Source organism: Actinomadura miaoliensis (assembly GCF_039536785.1).
In the GTDB taxonomy this organism is placed as follows: Bacteria; Actinomycetota; Actinomycetes; order Streptosporangiales; family Streptosporangiaceae; genus Spirillospora; species Spirillospora miaoliensis.
Genome location: NZ_BAAAZG010000022.1, coordinates 83017 through 103856 on the forward strand (window position 1 = coordinate 83017; position 20840 = coordinate 103856).

The following is a 20840-nucleotide window of genomic DNA, read 5'->3' on the forward strand; positions in this document are numbered from 1 at the left end:
GGCGGTACCGCTACGCAGCCCCCACGCCTCACCAGCACGGGATGTCGCCACCATCGCCCGCACCGGCAGCGCCGCCCCCACCCGCGGCTGCACTGCTACCACCCCCCTGCCCCTCACCAGCACGGGGTACCAGCACAGGGGGCGGACGTCACCGCCTCGCACGGGCTGTGCCGTGTCCGTCAGCGGCGGTACTGCCACGAGTCCGCGACCCTCGCCAGCGCGGGGTGTGGACGTCACCGCCTCGCATGGCTGCGCGGCCCCACTTGCGGCGGTACCGCTACGCAGCCCCCACGCCTCACCAGCACGGGATGTCGCCACCATCGCCCGCACCGGCAGCGCCGCCCCCACCTGCGGCTGCACTGCTACCAGCCCCCTGCCCCTCACCAACACGGGGTACGTTGCCGGGCCGGCGATGACCGCCGCCCCAGACCGCCTGGGCATCGCGCCGCTCCGCCAAGGCCACTCGCCAGGCGACGCCAGTACTCACCATCCGTCTGACCTACGGCTCGCCCCCGCCGTGCTCACAGCGAGCAGGCGTCACCCTCGTCCCGTCACAACGTCTCGTGTCGAGCTTGGAGGGGCAAGATCAGCCGCCCGCTTGGCACGCCACAGCCCGCCCTCCGCTCCGATGTCACGACCAGTCCCGGGTTCCGCTATCCTTTCCAGAGTCGCCGCAAGGACGACACCAGGGCGGGTTGCCCGAGTGGCCAATGGGAGCGGACTGTAAATCCGTCGGCTTAGCCTACCCAGGTTCGAATCCTGGACCCGCCACCCCACGAGAAACGCCCCCTGACCAGGCAAGATGGTCAGGGGGTCGTCTGCTGTCAGGGGACCGCCCCAGGCAGCCAGAAGCCACCGGACGCAGCCGTTTGTCACCGGTCCCGGAAAATACGCGGAATCCGAACGCACCCGTTTCCGCAGGTCGGCCCACAAAGCCGAAGGGGCCCCGGCAAGAACCGGAGCCCCAACAGCGTAAGCCGCCTCAGTCGTCAAGGGGCGGCGGCGCTCAGGCCGCTGCGCGGCCCCGCGCCAGGCCGCCCGGAGCGTGCGGCGTGGGCGCCGGTCACCGGACGGCCGCGCCGGGCCACGCATCGCGCCGCGCCAGTCGGCCCCGCCCCGACCGCCCGCCACGGGGGGCGCGCCGCCGCCCAGGCCGAAGCGCAAGCCAGTGGCCCCCAGCAGGCACGGGACGATTGGTTGAGCGTGCGCTACTGGGAACCCCGTGGTTCCCCAGACCCCTCCTGGACCCCGGAGGGCACATTCGCGCGAAACGGCCTGTCACGGGGTTCTCGCCGTTCGCGCGAATGCCCCCTCCGGACAGGTTGGTTCGTCCGTTGCGGTCTACGGCGGGTCGAAGTTGCCGATTCCCCGAACCGATTAGGCGCATGAAGGTGCCGAGCTGAGGTTACGGATGCACGCGCCTAGGCCCTGTCCCATGGACCCTCCGGTTATGCGGCTGCGCTGAGGGGCCCTCCGAGGCAGGCCACGATTCCAGATTGGCCCTGGATGGTGGCCGGCTCGGTTCCGGAGAATGAGTTTCCATGACGACAAGACACGAGACGAGGCCGGTGTCGATCGAGAAGGTCATCGCCTCCTTGCCTGGCCCCTTCCAGCAACGTGACCTGGTCACGGCCAATGACACGGTAGTCCGGATCGCCCGGTTTGAAGGCGAGTTTCCCTGGCACGAGCACGAGGAAGACGAGCTCTTCCTCTGCTGGGATGGCAGCTTCCGTATCGAGTTGGACGGACGGACGTCGGTCCCTCTCAGCGCTGGTGAGTTGTTCGTCGTCCCTGCGGGCACCAGGCACCGGCCCGTCGCCGAGCAGCTCGCGCACGTCCTGATGATCGAGCGTCCGGAGACCGAGCAGTACGGCACCCGACAGCATGTCGACGACGCGTGAAAACTGACCCCCAGGCGACGGGCGGCTTGAGATCACGGGACACGCCCTAGGAGAGGGAGGAAGGCATGGTTTGGGGGGCGGTACCGTGCCCGTGGCGTGCTCGTTGGCGGGGGATCAACGAAGACTCAGGGGCGCCCACGGAGCGGGCCGAACGCCCGGGTTTCAAGATCCGGAAAATACGCGGAATCAGAGAGGACAGCGGGCGGCAAGGACACCGACACACCTCAGGTCAGGGGATGGAAGCCCGTTAGATCCATGGCGGGCTGTGGATCCGTCGGCTTAACCTACCCAGGTTCGAATCCTGGACCCGCCACCCACAAAGCAAGGCCCTTCATCAGGCAAGGCACTGGCGAAGGGCCCTTTTGCTGCTTACATCTGTTCCCGGCTGTTCCCAGCTTTTGCCGGTCGTTTTGTGGAACAGGCGCGTAACGCTTTCCAGTCCGGTTATCGGCCTGGTGTTAGCCGTCCTGGTCGTCCCGGAGGGCGTCGTCGATACGGCCGTTCCACATCTGGTCGCGGCCATCGATGCATCCGGCGTAGACGCGGAGGAGGACGTCGACGCTGTGTCCGGCGCGGCGGGCGATCTCCGGGGCCGGAATGCCGGCATTGAGGGCGAGCGTGACACCGCTGTGCCGGAGGTCGTACGGCCGGGCGACGAGCGGCGAGGCGACTTGAGTCCCTCGTGAGCACCGCCTCGAACGACAAGCGGGATGTGATCCTCGCTGAGGGGGACGCGTTGCCTTCGGTGCCCGATCTCGCCGAGGAGTACGGCGTCGCCCGAATGACGATCAAGCGTGCCGTCGAGATCCTGGTCGAACGCGGCCTGTCGTCATCCGGCGAGGCCGAGGCGTCTTGGTCCGCCGTCAGACGCGCGACGATTAGGACGCGCGATCGGGCCCACAGGTGTATCCGGGCGGCGGGGCGCCTCCGTGTGAGGCGTCGGGCGGAGATCAAGGTGGATGCGGCTACCAGGCCAAGTGGTCTGGGCGGTGTTCCACGTACCGTTGATCCATGTCTGAGCTGCCGTCACGGGTCGTACTGCGCCCCCTTGCCCTCGCCGACCAGGACGAGTTCTGCTCGCTTGTGCGGGCCAGCGCCAAGTTGCACCGACCCTGGGTACAGCTGCCCGCAACCGCGCAGGAGTTCCAGGCCTGGATGCGCCGGTTCGACGACGGCGCCAACCGGGGGTTTCTGGTCCGTGTCCGGGAGACCGGCGACGCCGCCGGCATGATCAACATCAACTCGATCATCCGTGGCCGCTACCAGGGCGCCTCCCTCGGCTATGCCGCATTCGCCCCGGCCGCCGGACGGGGATACATGGCCGAAGGACTCACCCTTGCCCTGCGGTACGCCTTCCACGACCTCAGGCTCCACCGGCTGGAGGCCAACATCCAGCCGGCGAACAAGGCATCGCTGGCATTGGTGCAGCGTCTGGGCTTCCGCTACGAAGGGTTTTCGCCCGCCTACCTCTACATCGACGGCGCCTGGCGCGACCATGAACGCTGGGCCATCACCGCACCGAACCCTTGGACGCCCGATCCGTCTCTTCCTGAGGTATGAGCAACGGCCATATATGAGACCCCCTAGGGCCGAAAAACCTTGTCCGTGGAACCTGTCTGGAACGCCCTGCCTATGGAATGGGCTCGGTCTCGGTTCCGATGCAGGTCAAGGGGGATCGCTGCGCTAGCGTGTTCTCCCTGTGAAGCTGTCGGCTGGCCTACCCGGGTTGGAATTCTGGACCCGCCGCACCAGCCGAAGGGCCTTCCTGGCAGGCATAACGCTCCGGGAAGGCCCTTCGCATTTTTGTCGTGAGCCCCCGTGAATGCCCCTGTCTCACCGCCTTCAGGGGTACAACGGGGCACGGAAGCGGGCAAGAATAGAACCCGATCGCAGCCGGTCCGGACGACGAGAAGCGCAATCAGCCCCGTCCCAATCAAGATCGGACATCCCCGCTCGGCGTCGTGGTCTGTGACTTAGCTTGCGCGAGCGGCGAGACGGTGTGACAGGCAGATTTGCGTGGACGAGTGTTGCGGCTAGCGGCGGGGGCCGCGGTTTCGTGTACGTCCCGCCGACCTGGTCGCTGCCAGAAATGAGGACACTCGTCACCCCCCGGCCGTCCGGCAAGGCGAGCCGCACCCGGTACCCGCCGCGCTGCAGCCGGGCGGCGCCGTGGAACACCTCCGCTGGGCCGTGACGTCCAGCGACTGGACGTCGTCGTACGCCGCGATCAGCACCTCCCGCATGCCGTCGGTCCACTCTGAGTGAGCGGTCGACGTGGACGGCTCTGCGCCGCGGAGGGAAGCGCCTACGCGGCGGCCCGGACGGCGCGTCCGGTATCACGCCTGGTCGGACGCCCGGTCTCCTCCTTGGGGCGGAGGACGACCGATACTGCAGAGGTATCTTTGCAAAAGTCTCTTTGCAGACATGTCTCTGTAAAGTAGGTTCTGGCGCATGCAGACCCCTCGAACCAAGCGCCGCGCGGGGCGTACGGCCGCCATGAGCCTCGGCGTGATCGCCGGGCTCGCCGCGAGCGCCGCCGCCGTTACGGCGTTCGTCGCCGGCCCCACCGTGAAGGCCGAGCCCGTCGCTGCCCAAAGCCTGAAGTGGGTCTCGTGCGATGACCCGGAAAATCCCGGCGCGGAATGCGCCTCCCTGACACTGCCGGTCGACTGGGGACGTCCGGACGGCCCGAAGTTCAAGCTGGCTCTGGCCCGGCGCAAGGCCACCGGTCCCGGTGAACGTGTCGGATCGCTGGTGTTCGGCCCCGGCGGCCCCGGCGACAGCGGCGTCGAACGCGTCGTGAAGGGCGTCTCCCGCTTCAGCCCCGAGATACGCCGCCGCTTCGACATCGTCAGTTTCGACCCGCGCGGCGTGGGCCGGAGCAATCCGATCACCTGCTCCGACGACCTGACCGCGCAGCGGCCTTCACCGAAGATCGAGGACCAGGCCGCCTTCGAGGCCACCCTCGCCTACAACGCCAAGCTGCGCGCCGACTGCCGCGAGCGCACCGGCCCGCTGTTCGACCACCTCGATACCGCGAGCACTGTTCGGGACGTGGAGGCGGTCCGCGTCGCCCTCGGCGAGCCCAAGCTGACCTTCCACGGCAGCTCCTACGGCACGATGCTCGGCGCGCAGTACGCCGAGACGTATCCGCACCGCGTCCGCGCCATGGTGCTGGAAAGCGTGATGGACCACAGCGTTCCGACCACCCGCGCCTTCCTGCGCGACCAGGGCGCCGCAGCCCAGGATTCCTTCGACGAGTTCGTGAAGTGGTGCACGGCCAGTACGGACTGCGCGCTGCGCGGCCGTGACGTCCGAGCGGTCTGGAAGAGCCTGCTGGCCCGCGCCGAACGCGGTGAGCTGGAGAACCCGAACAGGCCCGGCACCCGCCTGTCCTCGATCGACCTGGTCAACGCGATCGCGTTCCGCGCGTTCTACAAGGCCGACTTCGCCGGCCTGGCCGAGACCATCGCCACGATGGACGAGAGCAGGCCGCTCCCAGCGGCGCCCGCCGCTCTCTCGCCCCTCCCGCCCACGGCCCCGATCTTCTGCTCCGACTGGCGCCTGCCCGTGCGCGACCACAGCGAGTACGCGTCACTCGTACGGACGCTGAACCGGGCCGCCCCGGACATGCCGTACCTGCTTCCCCTCCGCATGGTTGCCTCGTGCCTGGGCGCGCCCACCGCCAACCCCCAGCACCGTCTCAAGGTCAACGGCACCCCGCCGATCCTGCTGTCCAACGCCCGGCACGACCCCGCCACCGGCTACCCCTGGGCGCGGTCAGTGGAACGACAGCTCGGGCGGAACGGAGTGCTCCTCACCTACGAAGGCCACGGCCACGGGAGCGTCACCAATGGGCCCTGCATGGAAAGCACCGTCAACGCCTACCTCACGGACCTGAAAGTCCCCGCCCGGGGCACCGCCTGCCCCGCCGAGACCTCCTGAGAACTCGCGCAGATAGGCGGCGTAGGGAGCCCCAGCAGCAAGGTGGGCACAGGTCCTGGTGATGCGACGCTCTGTGATCACTGAGGGGACCTGTGCCCGTGCTTCCACCATGGCTGACCGACTCTGGGACCAATTCGCAGCGCCGCTGCCCGAGCGTCCGGCGGTCGATCCGAACCATCCGCCGCGCCTGGCAGAACGCCTTCCAGCGGCTCGCGCGCTGCTACGAAGGCCGCGTCACCGTCATCGACGCCTTCTTCGACCTCACCGACAGCGTCATCACGGTGCGTAGCCTCATCCGCCGGGCATGGATGACCCGTCGCTGGGACGAACGCCCGAACCGACGCCCATGACCAGACGCCAACTCTCGGGCGAAGCTGAGCATCAGCCCGCCCGATGCGGTCGCGGCATCGCTCCGACTCGGCGGTGTCCCCGGCCTCGACATTGGACCGGCTTCCGTCCTTGGCTGGGCCAGTGCCCCCCGGGCCCATTCACTGCCTGAGGAGTTCAGCGAAGCGGTCCAGGGCACGATCGGTGCGGTGGCGGTCGCCGGTGGTTGTGAGATCGAACAGCAGGCCCCGGACAACGGCCATGACCAACGTGGGCGTCACGGTGTCGTCAGTACCGGTGCAGACGTCGCGGAATGTGGCACCGAGAGTGTCGAACCAGTCCGTGATCGCCTGCCCCTGGTCGGGGTAGTTCTCGGGGTGGACCAGGCCGTCGGCGTGCACCTCGAAGAACAGCCGGACGAAGGGCGCACGTTCGTCTGCGCTGATCCATGCCCAGATGGCACGCAGCCGCTCCTGCGCGGAGCCCGTCTCGGGCGGAAGGTGCTCGGCCAGGCGCTCCGCACCTCGGCGACGGGCCTCGGCAAGGACCGCGGCGACCAACTCCTGTTTGCTGCCGAAGTCATAAAGCAGCATCCGTGGGCTGGTGTCCAGGGCCGCGGCCAGTGGTCGCAGGCTCAGCCCGGCCAACCCGTGCGCCAGCACGTAGTCGGTCGCCCGCGCCAGTGTGCGCTCGCGCCGGGCGGGATCTGCGGGTCGCCCCACGGTGGATCTCCTGTCGGCAACTCGGGACCGGAAACAGCGGCAGCGACTTTATGGTACGACTGTTTCAATAACTAGGGGGACCACCATGCACACCTTCGACCGAGCACTCGTCCTGGGCCCCGGGGGGCACGTCGGCACGGCCTGGATGGCCGGACTGGCCTACGGGTTGCGCCGCCATGGCGTGGATCTGGGCGAGGCCGACCTGATCGTCGGAACGTCGGCCGGCGCGATCGTCGGAGCACTACTCGCCACAGGCCAGGACCCGGGGCGGCTCGCGACGTCGGATCGCCGGCCCGCTCACCGGCTCAAGACGGACCCCGCGCGGATGGGCGAGGTGTTCGCCGTGCTCGGCGACCGCAGCCTGGAGCCCGGCGAGGCCAGGCGTCGCGTCGGCCGACTCGCGCTCCACAGCACCGACCCCGAAACCGATGAGGCGCTGCTCGCGGGGCGCGCCGCCTTGGTCGGTGCGGACACCTGGCCGGAGCGACGACTGCTGATCACCGCCGTGGACGCGACCACCGGTGAGCCCGTGGTGTGGGACCGCGACAGCGGCGTGCCGTTGGTGCACGCTGTGGCGGCCAGCAGCGCCTTCCCCGGGGCCGCGCCGCCCGTCGCCATCGACGGCCGGCGGTACATGGACGGTGCGCTGCGATCGGGCCCCAACGCCGATCTCGCCGCCGGAGCCCGCACGCTGGTCGTGGTCGAGCCGATGGCCCACCTGTTTCCCCGCGAACCACTCGACCAGCAGCTGGCGACCGTGGGGGCGGACACCGTGGCGACCATCAGCCCCGATCCGGCCGCGGTGCGCGCTTTCGGCTCGGACATGGGCGACCTGGCAGCCTGGGAACCGGCCTACCAAGCGGGTCTTCGCCAGGCCGGCGACGTCCACGCGCGACTCCGCTCCACGTGGAGGACAGAAGCCAACGCGGACTGACCGCCGATCAGGTCGGTGATGCCTGAGGGCGGGCAGCTGCACTCACGCAGGCGCGGCCCGCCAGATGGCCAGCCCTCTCCATTCCTTGACGCAGCGTCCGACGGTGCGTCTCCACCAGGAACCTGATGGCGCGCATAGGACGGCAACGGGCGGGCCGCACTGCACGGAGGCCGGCGCCCGGGGAATGGGGAGGGACGACGCTACGCCGGAGGCCCCAGCCCCTGCCAGACCGGACTGTTGGCCGCTTGGCAGGTTCGCCAATGGAGAGCGTTTCACGGCCATGCCATGGTGGTGGGATGTCGTTCCGAGGGACGCCACCAGCCTCGGCCCGGGAGCGTCTTGATCGTTACGCGGCCGGTCGGGGCGATGTCCTCGCCCGCATCGCGGTCGCGGGCGAAGACAACCTGCAGGTCGTCGGCCTGTGGCTGGTCGGATCGCTCGGTCGCGGCACCGGCGATGCCTGGAGCGATCTCGACCTCGTGATCGTTCCCACCGACCAGGCGTTGAGCGTCGTGGCCGCCGATCCTGTGCAGGCCCTCGGCGTGGGGGCGGATGTGCTGTTCCTCCTGCGTCGCCCCGTCAACGGCTCAGTCGGCGGAACCTATATGGGGATCTGCTACCAGGTGGAGAATCTGCCGCTCTGGCTGGACTGCTACGTGTGGCCGCTGCGGACAGCGCAGATCCCCGCCGATGGGCGGCCCCTGGTGGAACGCCCCGAGCATTCGATTCCTCAAGCGGCCGAGGAATTTGCCGCCCTGTTGGATCGTCACCGCGCCCCAGCTGCCGGGGCCGGAGAATCCGACCGGGACCGGCAACGCTTCCGCTTGCTCGCCACCCTCGTGGCGAGCAAGAGCCTGGCGCGCGGTGATCGAAGCGGAGTGGCGGGAATGCTGCGGTGGGTTGACCTTCCCGCCGTGGACGTCACCCGGGCCGCCTCGGTGGTCTCCGGACTCAGGCACCTGCTCGCCACCGTCACCGATCCCGAGCTGGCCAAAGCCGTCCAGGCGACCACCGGCCTGGTGGACTTAGCGGAGTCATTCACCCGCCAGGCGCCATGACGGCCGCGCGGGATTGTGCGGGACGGCTTGCCAAGGCGTCGTGGGGCAGGCCGGGCCCGCGGTTGTGTCACCGCGGGCCCGGCCTGCTCAGGTTCCCACCACCCTGGTCACAGCCATCGCTTGGCTGCTTCGACGCTGTCGCCCGGGCCGGTGTTGAAAGCGATCGCGGCCCCTGGTGCATGGCGTCGGACCAGGTTCACCACCTGCTCGAAGAGCGTCAGGAGGGGTTCAGGCTTGCGGACGCCGCCCCCGATGACGACGACGTCCCACGGGCGCTCTGTCAGCGCTGCGACCACGGTGGGCTCGGCTGATTCGTCCAGTGCTATCAGCGTCATGGACGCATCGATGCCATGCTCCTCAAATCGGGTCAGTTCCTTGTCGAGGACCGCGCGCACGGCGTCCCCGTCCATGCCGGGAACTTTGTGCGGGTCGATACCGAGAATCAGCACGGAAGTCATGCCCGTACGACGATCAACCGGCCGTCCCGGTTCGGCCGCAGAGCCGCCACCGCCCGCCGACCGCTGAGCGTTGACGGCGGTGAGTTCGGGAGCAGGCTCGGAGTCGGCGGGCGCCGTCCCGGACGTCGACGGCGGCGTGCACGGCAGGCGTTGCCGCAGGATTGGGGCATGGGTGTGTGGGTTTACGTGCGTGGGTGGCTGGAGTTTCACGGGCAGGAGGCCGAGGCTGAGCGGATCATTTCCGAGAACGGGGAAGGGTGGACCTTTCCCGACGGGGGATGGCTCGACGCGGCCTGCTACGCGCGTGCCGTTCGCGCACAGCATGTGGACGAGCTGCTCGCGCAGATCCGCCGGGTCGCCGCCCTGCCGCCCAACGAGGACGGCGACCGTGTGTGCGGGCTCTTTCTCGCCTTTCACGAAGAGGAAGGGCAGGCCGAATGGCAGGTGCGGGACGGTCGCGTTGTCGTGGGGCCCGGGCCGGAGCGCTACGACTACCTGTGGCGGTAGCGCGCAAAGTGCTGGTCAGGTGACGAGCGTGTGGGCGGATCAAGGGTAGACAGGCTGGGTGCGGATCACCTATGCGAGCGAGGCGACACCGGGGCGGCTGAACGAGGACTACGTCGTCGCCGGGCCGGAATGGGTTGTGCTGCTGGATGGCGCCACGGCGGCGCCCGGAGTGGACAGCGGGTGCGGGCACGGCCCGGCCTGGCTGGTGCGGCGGCTGGCGGGAGGGCTGGCGGCGCGGCTGGCCGTGGAGGACGGCGCGCCGCTGCAGGACCTGCTGGCCGAGACCATCAAGGCGACCGGGGAGGCCCACGCCGGTACCTGCGACCTGGACAATCCCGACAGTCCGTCGGCGACCGTGGCGATGCTGCGGCGCCGCGACGGCGTCCTGGACTGGCTGGTGCTGGCCGACTCGCCGGTGCTGCTGCAGATGGACGGGCAGGTGCGGGTCGTCCACGACGACCGGGTCGACAGGCTGCCCGCGTACACGGTCGAGGCCGTGCGTGCGGCCCGTAACAGCCCGGGCGGGTTCTGGGTGGCGGGCAACCGTCCCGAGGCCGCCTACGAGGCGCTGACGGGCGAGGCGCCGGTGGAGCGGGTGCGGCGGGCGGCGGTGCTGAGCGACGGTGCGGCGCGGCTCGTGCAGATCTTCGGGCGCACCGACTGGGCGGGGCTGCTGGACCTGCTCGACGGCGCCGGGCCCGTGGAGCTGATCCGGCGGACGCGGGAGGCGGAGGCCACCGCGACGATCCGGCGGGGCAAGCGCCATGACGACGCGACGGCGGTGCTGGTCCGCCCCTGACCCATCCTGGAACAGGATTCTAGAATGGGTTCATGGAACCTCAGGACTTCGCCGATGTGCTGGCCGCCGTGCGGACCTTCGTCCGCGAGCAGGTGATCCCCCGCGAGGAGGAGATCGAGGAGACCGACGCGATCCCGGAGGACCTGCGCCGGGCCGCCCGCGACATGGGCCTGTTCGGGTACGCGCTGCCGGAGGAGTACGGCGGGCTGGGCCTGTCGATCAGCGAGGAGGTCCGGCTGGCGTTCGAGCTGGGCTACGCCAGCCCCGCCTTCCGGTCGATGTTCGGCACCAGCAACGGCATCGCCGGGCAGGTGCTGGTGAACGCCGGCACCGTCGAGCAGAAGGACGCCTGGCTGCCCCGGCTGGCGTCCGGGGAGGTCGTCGGGGCGTTCGCGCTCACCGAGGCCGAGGCCGGATCCGACCCCAGCACCCTGAGCACACGCGCGGTAAGGGACGGCGACGAGTACGTCATCGACGGCGCCAAGCGGTTCATCACCAACGCCCCCGAGGCGGACGTGTTCATGGTGTTCGCCCGTACCGGCGGACCCGGCTCGCGCGGCATCTCCACGTTCCTGGTGGGCAGGGACGCGCCGGGCCTCAGGATCGGCCCGCCGGACGCCAAGATGGGCCAGCGCGGCGCCCACACCGCCGAGGTCTTCTTCGACGGCGTGCGCGTGCCCGCGTCCGCGATGGTCGGCCCCGAGGGGACCGGCTTCCGCACGGCGATGGCCTCGCTCGCCCACGGCCGGCTGAGCATCGCCGCCGTCTGCGTGGGGCTGGCCCAGCGGATCCTGGACGAGACCGTGGCGTACGCCAAGGAGCGGTCGCAGGGCGGGCGCACGATCGGCGAGTACCAGCTCGTCCAGGCGCTCGTCGCCGACTCCCAGGCCGAGCTGTACGCGGGACGGTCCATGGTGCTGGAGGCGGCGCGCGCGTACGACGCGGGGGAGGACACCAAGCTCGGCCCGTCGTGCGCCAAGTACTTCTGCTCCGAGATGGTCGGCCGCGTCGCCGACCGGGCCGTGCAGGTCTTCGGGGGCATGGGCTACATGCGCGGCGTCCCCGTCGAGCGCTTCTACCGCGACGTCAGGCTGTTTCGGATCTACGAGGGCACCAGCCAGATCCAGCAGCTCGTCATCGGCCGCCATCTCCTGCGCTGACCCGCGGAGACGAAGGCCGGACCGGCTCGTCCCGGCCCTGCTCCCGGGGGCCGGGCGGGCGGTCCGGCCAATCGATTTCCTATCCGGCCCGCAAGCCGTGTATCGTTACAGCGCGTCGAAGGAACGCAGGCCCCTTTAGCTCAGTCGGCAGAGCGTCTCCATGGTAAGGAGAAGGTCTACGGTTCGATTCCGTAAAGGGGCTCCAGCAACGGTCAGGAGTGGCGGTCCTGCGAGAGCAGGGCGCCGCTCCTTCGTTGTGTTGGGGGTACGGCCGTAGGCCGGTCCGCCGGCCGGTTCCGTCCCGGCGAAACGGGTTGGACAGGTCACCGATCCGCAGCGGTATCCTGGTGCCCGATGGCGTCGGCCACCGGAAACGCACGTCCCGGACCCCCGGGCCGGGCCCGGCGTTTTCAGACGCCGGTGAACATCCGGTATCCTTGCTTTCCGGTCGACACCGACCATCATGGCGGGGTAGCTCAGTCAGGCAGAGCAAGCGGCTCATAATCGCTGTGTCGCCGGTTCAAGTCCGGCCCTCGCTACTACCCGAGCGACTCTCGTCCCCGACCAGGGGACGAGAGCGCGCTGGGTCCTTCGCGCCGCACCGGCCGCCCGTACGGGCACGGCCGCGCGGCTCGTCGTACGAACGTCCTTGTCCCCAGCTCAGAAAGGCACTCCATCGTGGCTGCCACCGACGTCCGGCCGAAGATCACGCTGGCCTGCCAGGAGTGCAAGCACCGCAACTACATCACGCGCAAGAACCGGCGGAACGACCCGGACCGCCTGGAGCTCAAGAAGTACTGCCCCAACTGCCGGACGCACCGTCCGCACCGCGAGACCCGCTAGCCGGCTCGCGGCGGGCAGTGCCGCCGGTGCGGCCCGACCGCACGACCGGACCCGCTGACCAGCGCGTCTTCCGCCGCCACGGCGACCGCGACGCGCCCGGCGGCGCCGATCGGGGCGACCGCCGAGATTCCGCGGATACACGCGAGGCTTGCCCATCCGTCCAGCCCGTTCCCGCCCACCCGGCGAGGACGGGCTGAACGTCGTTCTGTTACCGTCCGTGCGAGACCGCAGCGGGGCGGGCCCGGCTGGCGCCCGGCGGGCCGGGGCGGGGCGGCCCCCGTTCGACCTGGAGGGAGCGGATCGCATGGCGATCAACCGTGATTTCATCGGGCGGACCTTCCCGCCCACCGAGCCGTACGAGGTCAGCCGGGTGAAGATCCGGGAGTTCGCCGACGCGATCGGCGACCCCAGCCCGCTCTACCGGGACGCCGAGGCCGCCAAGGCCGCCGGCCACCCCGACGTCATCGCGCCGCCCACCTTCCCCATCGTGGTCTCCCTCGGCAACCCGGCGCTGGCCGACCCCGAGCTCGGCATCAACTACGCGATGGTCGTGCACGGCGAGCAGCGCTTCGCCTACACCCGCCCGATGCGCGCCGGGGACGTGGTGACCTGCACGTCCACCATCACCGAGATCAAGTCGATCGGCAACAACGAGAAGCTGACGGTGGAGACCGACATCGCCACCGTCGAGGGCGAGCTGATCTGCAAGACCTACAACACGCTGGTGGAGCGGGGGGCCTGATGACCGCGCAGGTGAAGTACGCCGACGTCGAGGTCGGCACCGAGATCCCGGCGCAGACCTACCAGATCGACCGGGCCAACCTGGTGATGTACGCGGGCGCCTCGGGCGACTTCAACCCCATCCACTGGCGGGAGAGCTTCGCCAAGGCCGTGGGCCTGCCGGACGTCATCGCGCACGGCATGTACACCATGGCGCAGGCCGGCCGCTTCGTCACCGACTGGGCGGGCGACCCGGGCGCCGTCGTCGACTACGGCGTGCGCTTCTCCGCCCCCGTCGTGGTCCCGGACGAGGGCGGCGCGACCCTGCAGGTCAGCGGCAAGATCGAGGAAAAGCTCGACGACAACAAGGTCGTGGTGGCGCTCACCGCGCGCGCCGCCGACCAGAAGGTCCTCACCCGGGCCAAGGCTGTCGTCCGCCTCGCCTGACCGGCCCCGAGTACTGCCTCATCGCGGAACCTGCCCGCCGGAAGCGTCGAGTCCGAGACGTTCCGGCGGGCACTCGGCCGTCCGGCCGGGCACGCGCCCGCCTCACCGGTGCGGCCGCGGCCCGTGCGGCCCAGACCAAGGCGCCCTGCCGCAGACGTTCATGATCTGTTCGGTGCGCCACCCCCGATCGAATGTCTGTTCGGACGGCCGGGGATGGCACGCTGGAGCGCGGGCGTCCCGCTGCACGGGACGGAGAGCGGCCCAACGTACGGGAGGGGAGACCGCGTGGCGGTGTTCGCTGAAGAGGTGAACCTGGCCGGATACACCACGCTGCGGCTCGGCGGCCCGGCGCGCCGGTTCGTGGAGGCGACGACCGAGGACGATCTGGTGTCCGTGGTGCGCGCGGCGGACCGGGACGGCGAGCCGGTGCTGGTGCTCGGCGGCGGCAGCAACGTGGTGGTCGCCGACGACGGCTTCCCCGGCACCGTGGTGCACGTCGGCACGCGCGGCACCGAGCACCTGCCGGACGAGCCCGGACGGGTGCTGGTGCGCGTCCAGGCGGGCGAGGAGTGGGACCCCTTCGTCGCCCGCTGCGTCGCCGACGGGCTGGCCGGGGTCGAGTGCCTGGCGGGCATCCCCGGACGCGTGGGCGCCACCCCCATCCAGAACGTCGGCGCCTACGGCCAGGACGTCAGCGAGACGATCGCCGAGGTGCGCGCCTACGACCGCACCACCGGCAGGATCGTCACGCTGGACGCGGCGGCCTGCCGCTTCACCTACCGCCACAGCGTCTTCAAGGGCGACGACCGGTACCTGGTGCTGGAGGTGACCTACGCGCTGCGCGAGGCCGAGGAGTCGCAGCCGATCGCCTACGCCGAACTGGCGCGCGCGCTCGGCGTCGAGCTCGGCGCCCGGGTCCCGCTGAAGGAGGCGCGCGACGCCGTCCTGGAGCTGCGCCGCGCCAAGGGCATGGTGCTGGACCCGTCCGACCCCGACACCCGCAGCGCGGGCTCGTTCTTCACCAACCCGATCCTGGACCCCGCGCAGCTCGCCGAGCTGGAGCGCCGCGTCGCCGAGCGGCTCGGCCCGGACGTGGCCTTCCCGCGCTACCCCGAGAGCCCGGGGCCGGACGGCTCGCCGCGCGTCAAGACCTCCGCGGCGTGGCTGATCGACCGGGCCGGGTTCGCCAAGGGGCACGCGCTGGGGCCCGTCCGCATCTCCGGCAAGCACACCCTCGCGCTGACCAACCCCGACGGGGCCAGCACCGCGGACCTGCTCGCGCTCGCCCGCCACGTCCGCGACGGGGTCCGCGAGGTCTTCGGGATCGAGCTGGTCAACGAACCGGTGCTCGTCGGCGTCCGCCTCTGAATTCCCGGGCCTGAACAACCGGTCGGCAAACGCCCCCCGGTAAGAGTACGGCGGGGAGGGTGTTCCTCCCCGCCGCCGGGTAGGGGGCGACGCCTCGCGGCGCCGCCCAGGTGGAAGCGACACCTCGAGGCGTCGCCCAGGTCACGCCCTCGCGGGCCGGGGGCGCCGGTTCAGACGCCGGTGCCTGTCCGTACGACGCCGGTGCCTGTCCAGAGTCGCCCTCGTTGTAGCCGTAGTCCCGGGCCTGTAACGAACCGGTCGCCGGCGCGGGCCGCGTTTGGGGCGAGCGGAGCGGACGGCGCCCATGAGGCCGACCGTGATGAGCGCGATGCCCACGCACGGAAGCCAGCCGAGCGCCTGGTCCAAGAACACCCAACCCAGCACGGCCCCCAGGGCCGGTGTGAGACACGTCAGCAGGAGGATCATGCCGTCATCGATGTGCGTCATCGCCGCCAGCCGGGACAGGCTGGAGACGAAGAACACCACTCCGATGAGGGGCAGCACCCACAGGAGCGGTCCCCTCCACGCATCAGTGATGGTCTCCCCGCTGACCACCGCCCACACCGTGATCATGAGGGCGCTGGTCGCGCTCGAGATCAGGATGGCGCGTGCCTCGTCCCCCTCCCAGTTGCGCCTGTGGCGACGCAGCAACGGGCTGGACAGGGTCCTGGCCAGCGTGGCGACGAGTATCCACATCATGCCGGTGAGGTTGACGCTTCCCGTCCATACCTGCGTGAGCAATACGACTCCCACGAAGGTCACGAAAGACCACCGCAGCCTGCTCCAGTTGCCCCGCGCTTCGATGACGTTGAGGACCACCAATGGAAGGGCGTAAAAGATGCCCTGTCCAATGCCGACCTCAAGTCCGGCCCAGATGGCGAATCCGAAGCCCGCCGACATCGTGATGTTCATGACGGTGAGCCCAATTATTGAGGCGGTTTTGGTCTGCGCTGCTTGGCAGACCCGTTTCTTGGACCGTCCGGCGACGCGTCCGATCGGTCCCTGGGTGAGCCACCTCATGAGCCGTCCGGCGACGCGCCGGATCGGTCCTTGGTGAGCCGCCTCACGAGCCGCCCGGCGACGTGCTCGGGCGGGTGCTGTGAAGTACGACACCATGAGGAGGAGCGCCGTGTAGAGGCCGCCCACTCCCGACATGGTGAGGGCCCCGACCATCGAGGACAACAACGTCTGGACGACGTTGGCGCCCGCGGAAGCGGCCACGCCCACCAACGTTTGTGCCGCGCCGAGGACAGGCCGCTTCTTCGGCGGCCGTTCTCGTTTGTTGCTTGACATACCACGCTCCTAGTGCATAGGGCGCAAGGAGCACGGGTCGCTTGCCCGGCTCCTTGGCGCGCCAATGGATTTGACGCAACTCCAAACAGGAGCCGGGTTGGCTTGTTTGTAAGTTGTGCTGCCAGCGTTGCCGAAGATCATCACCGGCTAATTGCCGTATGGTAACGAAAAGATCAAGGGAGGGTGTCGGGCTGTGACGATGGTGTGACTGCGTACTGGCAGTCGTTCGTGCCTCTCGGCGCGAGGGTGTTCGCTGGGGGCGTGTACGCGCCCCTCTCCCTGGGTGGCCACCTCACGTAGCACACTCGGTCGGCGCTCTGCGGGGCGCCGACCTCAGGGATGCGGCGGTCGTCGGGTGCGCTTCCGGAAAGGGGCCGTGCCTGGCGGTCGCGGTTTCGGCTTCGGGCTGCCCCGTGCCGCTACTGACGCACCTGCTCAGCGTGTTGGCCGGGGCCACGCGCGGGGCCCCCGCCGGCCGAGCCGATCGATGCCAGGCCGCAATCGGTACACCCGGTTTTTCCGGTTCCGCACGGGGCCGGTGGCGCGCATGATGAGATTCTCAGGCCCTTGGCTCCCGCGACCCCCGACGCGGGAGGGCCTCGACGGGGCGGAGTTGAACGGTGGCGAGTCTGCGACCCCAGCGGGGGCTCGGCCTGCGCCCCCAGCTCAGCGACGAGGTGGCGGCGCGAATCCGCGAGCTCATCCTGGACGGCCGGGTGCGGCCCGGGGAGTTCCTCCGGCTGGAACGGCTGGCACTGGAGTTCGGCATCAGCGTCACCCCCGTCCGTGAGGCGCTGCAGTCGCTGCGCAGCGAGGGATTCGTGCACCTGGAACCCCGGCGCGGCTTCGTGGTCGCGTCGCTGTCCAAACGGGACGTCGCGGACCTGTTCTGGGCGCAGGCCACGATCGGCGCCGAGCTGGCCGCGCGCACGGCCGAACGCATGGGCCCCGACCTGCTGCAGCAGCTGATCGCACTGCAGCGGGCGCTGGAACAGGCCACGGACGCGGGCCGCCTCGACCTGGTCGAGGAGCACAACCACGCCTTCCACCGGACGATCAACCTGGCCGCCGACTCCGCCAAGCTCGCCTGGACGCTCGGTTCGGTGGTGCGGTACGTGCCGCGCGGGGTGTGGACCCGCTTGCCCGACTGGCCGGAAGTGGCCAGGGCCGACCACCGGCGCATCCTGCGCGCGCTGCGGCGCAAGGACGGCCCCGCGACCGGCGCCGCCATGCGCCAGCACATCACCCGGTCGGGCGAGCTGCTGGTCGCCCACCTGGAGCGGCAGGGCCTGTGGCGCTCCGCCCTCGACGACGCCGGCGACCAGCGGAACATCGGCGACTAGCGGCGGGGCGGGCGTCCGGGCGCGAGGGTGGCGTCCGGGCGTGAGGCGGGCGGCCGGGCGTGAGGCGGGCGGCCGGTGGTGAGGGCGGCGACCAGCGCGAGGTCGGCGATCGGCGCGGCGCCGGCGACTAGCGCGAGGTCGGGGAGGCCGGGCGCCGGGCGCCGGGCACGGAGGCCTCGCCCGTCTGGGGGGCGTCGGCGGCGGGCCGGCGCAGCCAGTCGTCGATGCCCGCCAGCAGCCGCTTGCGGACGTCCTCGGGAGCGGCCGAGCCGAGCACCGACTGCCGGGCCAGCTCGGCCAGCTCGGCGTCGGAGAACCCGTGCTCGCCGCGGGCCAGCTCGTACTGCCGCGCCAGCCGCGAGCCGAACAGCAGCGGGTCGTCGGCGCCCAGCGCGATGCGCGCCCCCGCCTCGAACAGCGCGCGCACCGGGACGTCCGCCGCCGTCGCCGCCACGCCCAGCCCCACGTTGGACGCCGGGCACACCTCCAGCGTCACCTGGCGCCGCACGATCTCCTCCAGCAGCCGCGGGTCCTCCACCGCCCGCACGCCGTGGCCGATGCGGTCGGCCCGCAGCGTCTCCACGCACTCGCGCACGCTCTGCGGGCCGAGCAGCTCGCCGCCGTGCGGGGCCGCCAGCAGCCCGCCGCGCCGCGCGATGCGGAACGCGCCGTCGAAGTCGTACGCCCGGCCGCGCCGCTCGTCGTTGGACAGCCCGAACCCCACCACGCCCTGGCCGGTGTAGCGGATGGCCAGCCGCGCCAGCGTCTTGGCGTCCAGCGGATGCCGGGTGCGGTTCGCGGCGATCACCACGCCGATGCCGACCCCGGTCGCGGCGGACGCCTCCCGCGCGGCGTCCAGCACCAGCTCCACGGTCGGCGTCAGCCCGCCGAACCGTCCCGCGTACCCGCTCGGGTCCACCTGGATCTCCAGCCAGCCCGACCCCTCGGCGGCCTCGTCCTCGGCCGTCTCGCGCAGCAGCCGCCGCATGTCCTCGGGGGTCTGCAGCACCGAACGCGCGATGTCGTACAGCCGCTGGAAGCGGAACCAGCCGCGCTCGTCGGTGGCGTGCAGCCGCGGCGGCCAGTCCTCCACCAGGGCGTCCGGCAGGTGCACCCCGTGCCGCGCCGCCATCTCGACCAGGGTGGAGTGGCGCATCGAGCCGGTGAAGTGCAGGTGCAGGTGCGCCTTGGGCAGGGCGCGAATCGGACGCTCTGAAACGGGACGGGGCTCCATGCACAAATGTTGCCCGATCGCCGCCCGGCCCGCCGCCCCAGCCCCCCGCACCCCCCGCGAGATCACCCGGCGAGGTCATGCCGCATGGCCCCAAACGACCACCCCGGACGCCCCTCACCTGCGCCTTCGGGACGGCGAAAAAAACTCTGAGATCCCGTGCAACCCCTCTCCGTGGCCGCGCGTATACGAGGGGCGCAAGAGGCCAAAGGCGCAGAAGGGACACAACATGCTTTCTCTGAAGGTCGCCGCCGTCGCGGCATCCGCGGTGGGCGCCGTCGCCGTCGGCGGGGTCACGTGGGCCTCCGTCTCCCAGCCGGAGGCGGACCTTCGCTCCGGGCACTCGCCGGTCGCCGACGCGGTCCAGAAGGCGAAGGACACCGCCCCGGCCCCCGTCGCCACGCCCACGTGCCTGCCCACCGGCAAGGCGCCCAAGGCGCCCGAGCCCGGCAAGCCCGCCGTGGGTGCGCCGAGCGTCCCGGCCGGTCCGAAGGCCCCCGAGGCGCCCGGCGCGCCCTCCGTCCCGAAGGCGCCGAACGCGCCGGGCGTGCCGGCCGTGCCGAACGCCGACGCCCCGGCGGTGCCCAAGCCCGCCACCCCCGAACTGCCCGACGCCGGGGCCGCCGCCGACGGCGCCCTGGCGAAGGCCAAGGCCGCGCGGCCGTCCACGCTGCCCGACTGCGACCGGCCGTCCACGGCGCCCAAGGCGAACAGCCACACCGCCCCGACCGGTGCCCCGGCCGCGCCGAAGGCCCCCGCCGTCCCCGCGGTGCCGTCGTTCAGCTGCGCCGACCTCAGGCCCGCCGTGCCGGTCGGCGGCGCCGTCGAACGCGCCGTCATGCTGCCCAAGGGGCTGAAGTACGCCTCCAGCACCACCGGCGCCAAGGCGCACGAGGCCAAGAAGATCTGCACCGTCACGCAGAAGTGGGTCGGCAAGGCCGGGCAGTGGGTCACCGTCAAGCGGATCCAGACCGAGGCCGCGATGACCGAGAGCAAGCTGCGCCAGACCCTCGGCCTGCCCGCCGGCGGCCGTAAGGTCACCGTGGGCGGGCTCGCCGCCTGGCAGAGCCCCGCCGGCGACGGCGTCCTGGTCGTCGACCCGGCCGGCCACTCGGCGCTGCTGGTCAACGGCAGCCCGGTGTTCGCCACGAGCCTGCAGGACATCGCCGGCAAGCTGCACCAGGCCCAGTAGGCCCCGTGCGGACGGCCCCGAGGCGCGCGGGGCCGTCCGCCTTCGGACGACCGAACCACCCTGAGCCGGACGGAGCACCGTGGGGCGTCGAGACGAGGAGTCGTTCGCCGAGTTCGTGGCGACGCGTGGCACCGCCCTGTTGCGGACCGCCACGCTCCTGTGCGGGGCCAGGCAGGACGCCGAGGACCTGCTGCAGACCGCGCTGGAGAGGGCCTACCGGCACTGGGGCAGGCTGGACGCCGACGCCGATCCCGAGCCCTACGTGCGCCGCATCCTGGTCAACCTGGTGATCAGCCGGGCGCGGCGGTGGAAGGTGCTCAAGGAGATCCACATGTCCCGGCTGCCCGAGCGCGCCACGGCCTCGCCCGCGCACACCGTCGAACTGCGCGGCGCGCTGATCGACGAGCTGCGCCGGCTGGGGCCGCGCCAGCGGGCGGTGCTCGTCCTGCGCTTCTGGGAGGACCTCTCGGAGGCCGAGACGGCGCGGATCCTCGGCTGTTCGGTCGGCACGGTCAAGAGCCAGGCGTCCCGGGCGCTCGCCAAGCTCCGGGAGCGCCTCGACAGGCACGCGGCACCACTGGGGAGTTGAGCG

19 protein-coding genes, 4 tRNA genes and 2 pseudogenes are annotated in these 20840 nt (G+C 70.9%); 21 read left to right on the forward strand and 4 right to left on the reverse strand.

Annotated elements, in window-relative coordinates; all coding sequences use genetic code 11:
• Positions 1-689 precede the first annotated feature (689 nt).
• The 7 genes and pseudogenes from ABD811_RS18380 to ABD811_RS18410 form a co-directional block, all read left to right on the forward strand.
• Positions 690-771: transfer RNA gene (locus tag ABD811_RS18380), tRNA-Tyr, on the forward strand.
• Positions 772-1568: 797 nt separating this feature from the next.
• A complete protein-coding gene (locus ABD811_RS18385; protein WP_344948803.1) occupies positions 1569-1901 on the forward strand; it encodes a cupin domain-containing protein in 333 nt (110 codons plus the stop codon).
• A 232-nt stretch (positions 1902-2133) separates the two neighbouring features.
• Positions 2134-2214: transfer RNA gene (locus ABD811_RS18390), tRNA-His, on the forward strand.
• Between the two features lie 399 nt (positions 2215-2613).
• Positions 2614-2715 (forward strand): annotated as a pseudogene (locus tag ABD811_RS18395) (GntR family transcriptional regulator); the annotation flags it as partial.
• 197 nt (positions 2716-2912) lie between these two features.
• Positions 2913-3461 (forward strand): GNAT family N-acetyltransferase, encoded by a 549-nt coding sequence (locus tag ABD811_RS18400; protein ID WP_344948806.1) that lies wholly within the window; start codon positions 2913-2915, stop codon positions 3459-3461.
• Between the two features lie 891 nt (positions 3462-4352).
• Positions 4353-5846, forward strand: a complete 1494-nt coding sequence (locus ABD811_RS18405) for an alpha/beta hydrolase (protein WP_344948808.1) — start codon at positions 4353-4355, stop codon at positions 5844-5846.
• Positions 5847-6031: 185 nt separating this feature from the next.
• Positions 6032-6196: pseudogene (locus ABD811_RS18410) on the forward strand (IS5/IS1182 family transposase); the annotation flags it as partial.
• Positions 6197-6334: 138 nt separating this feature from the next.
• Here the strand turns inward: ABD811_RS18410 and ABD811_RS18415 are convergent.
• Positions 6335-6895, reverse strand: a complete 561-nt coding sequence (locus ABD811_RS18415) for a TetR family transcriptional regulator (protein WP_344948811.1) — start codon at positions 6893-6895, stop codon at positions 6335-6337.
• A gap of 85 nt (positions 6896-6980) precedes the next feature.
• Here ABD811_RS18415 and ABD811_RS18420 point away from each other — a divergent pair, with 85 nt between their 5' ends.
• On the forward strand, positions 6981-7829 hold the full coding sequence (locus ABD811_RS18420; RefSeq protein ID WP_344948881.1) for a patatin-like phospholipase family protein: 849 nt from the start codon (positions 6981-6983) through the stop codon (positions 7827-7829).
• Between the two features lie 296 nt (positions 7830-8125).
• On the forward strand, positions 8126-8887 hold the full coding sequence (locus ABD811_RS18425; RefSeq protein ID WP_344948813.1) for a nucleotidyltransferase domain-containing protein: 762 nt from the start codon (positions 8126-8128) through the stop codon (positions 8885-8887).
• A 107-nt stretch (positions 8888-8994) separates the two neighbouring features.
• Here ABD811_RS18425 and ABD811_RS18430 read toward each other — a convergent pair whose 3' ends face one another.
• The gene (locus ABD811_RS18430; RefSeq protein WP_344948816.1) at positions 8995-9345 is read right to left on the reverse strand and encodes a hypothetical protein; all 351 of its coding nucleotides are present in this window, start codon (positions 9343-9345) and stop codon (positions 8995-8997) included.
• 168 nt (positions 9346-9513) lie between these two features.
• Between ABD811_RS18430 and ABD811_RS18435 the strand changes: the two genes are divergently transcribed.
• The 9 genes from ABD811_RS18435 to ABD811_RS18475 all read left to right on the forward strand — a co-directional run bounded on the left by ABD811_RS18435 (position 9514) and on the right by ABD811_RS18475 (position 15189).
• Complete coding sequence (locus tag ABD811_RS18435) at positions 9514-9852, forward strand: hypothetical protein (protein ID WP_344948818.1); 339 nt, start codon at positions 9514-9516, stop codon at positions 9850-9852.
• A 58-nt stretch (positions 9853-9910) separates the two neighbouring features.
• Complete coding sequence (locus ABD811_RS18440) at positions 9911-10651, forward strand: protein phosphatase 2C domain-containing protein (protein WP_344948820.1); 741 nt, start codon at positions 9911-9913, stop codon at positions 10649-10651.
• Positions 10652-10683: 32 nt separating this feature from the next.
• Positions 10684-11811, forward strand: coding sequence for an acyl-CoA dehydrogenase family protein (locus tag ABD811_RS18445; protein WP_344948823.1), 1128 nt, complete (start codon positions 10684-10686; stop codon positions 11809-11811).
• 129 nt (positions 11812-11940) lie between these two features.
• Positions 11941-12016: transfer RNA gene (locus ABD811_RS18450), tRNA-Thr, on the forward strand.
• 260 nt (positions 12017-12276) lie between these two features.
• A tRNA-Met gene (locus ABD811_RS18455) sits at positions 12277-12350 on the forward strand.
• Positions 12351-12489: 139 nt separating this feature from the next.
• Entirely contained in the window at positions 12490-12654 is a 165-nt protein-coding gene (gene rpmG, locus ABD811_RS18460; protein WP_285494312.1) for a 50S ribosomal protein L33, read from the forward strand.
• A 304-nt stretch (positions 12655-12958) separates the two neighbouring features.
• Positions 12959-13396: a MaoC family dehydratase N-terminal domain-containing protein gene (locus tag ABD811_RS18465; protein WP_344948827.1), complete on the forward strand. Its 438-nt coding sequence runs from the start codon at positions 12959-12961 to the stop codon at positions 13394-13396.
• Positions 13396-13821 carry a MaoC family dehydratase gene (locus ABD811_RS18470; protein WP_344948828.1) on the forward strand — a complete coding sequence of 142 codons (426 nt, stop codon included), beginning with the start codon at positions 13396-13398 and terminating at the stop codon, positions 13819-13821. The genes ABD811_RS18465 and ABD811_RS18470 overlap by 1 nt, the downstream gene beginning before the upstream one ends.
• Positions 13822-14106: 285 nt before the next feature.
• Positions 14107-15189, forward strand: a complete 1083-nt coding sequence (locus tag ABD811_RS18475) for a UDP-N-acetylmuramate dehydrogenase (RefSeq protein ID WP_344948830.1) — start codon at positions 14107-14109, stop codon at positions 15187-15189.
• A gap of 141 nt (positions 15190-15330) precedes the next feature.
• Here the strand turns inward: ABD811_RS18475 and ABD811_RS18480 are convergent, their stop codons facing one another.
• Positions 15331-16482, reverse strand: a complete 1152-nt coding sequence (locus ABD811_RS18480) for a DMT family transporter (RefSeq protein WP_344948832.1) — start codon at positions 16480-16482, stop codon at positions 15331-15333.
• A gap of 620 nt (positions 16483-17102) precedes the next feature.
• Between ABD811_RS18480 and ABD811_RS18485 the strand changes: the two genes are divergently transcribed.
• Positions 17103-17825, forward strand: a complete 723-nt coding sequence (locus ABD811_RS18485; RefSeq protein ID WP_344948835.1) for a GntR family transcriptional regulator — start codon at positions 17103-17105, stop codon at positions 17823-17825.
• Positions 17826-17952: 127 nt separating this feature from the next.
• Here the strand turns inward: ABD811_RS18485 and ABD811_RS18490 are convergent, their stop codons facing one another.
• Complete coding sequence (locus ABD811_RS18490) at positions 17953-19059, reverse strand: adenosine deaminase (protein ID WP_344948837.1); 1107 nt, start codon at positions 19057-19059, stop codon at positions 17953-17955.
• 226 nt (positions 19060-19285) lie between these two features.
• On the opposite strand from ABD811_RS18490, the gene ABD811_RS18495 reads away from it, so the two are divergent.
• Together ABD811_RS18495 and ABD811_RS18500 are read left to right on the forward strand one after the other, a co-directional pair.
• Positions 19286-20248, forward strand: coding sequence for a hypothetical protein (locus tag ABD811_RS18495; protein WP_344948840.1), 963 nt, complete (start codon positions 19286-19288; stop codon positions 20246-20248).
• Between the two features lie 79 nt (positions 20249-20327).
• Positions 20328-20837 carry a SigE family RNA polymerase sigma factor gene (locus ABD811_RS18500; protein WP_344948843.1) on the forward strand — a complete coding sequence of 170 codons (510 nt, stop codon included), beginning with the start codon at positions 20328-20330 and terminating at the stop codon, positions 20835-20837.
• Positions 20838-20840: the final 3 nt, after the last annotated feature.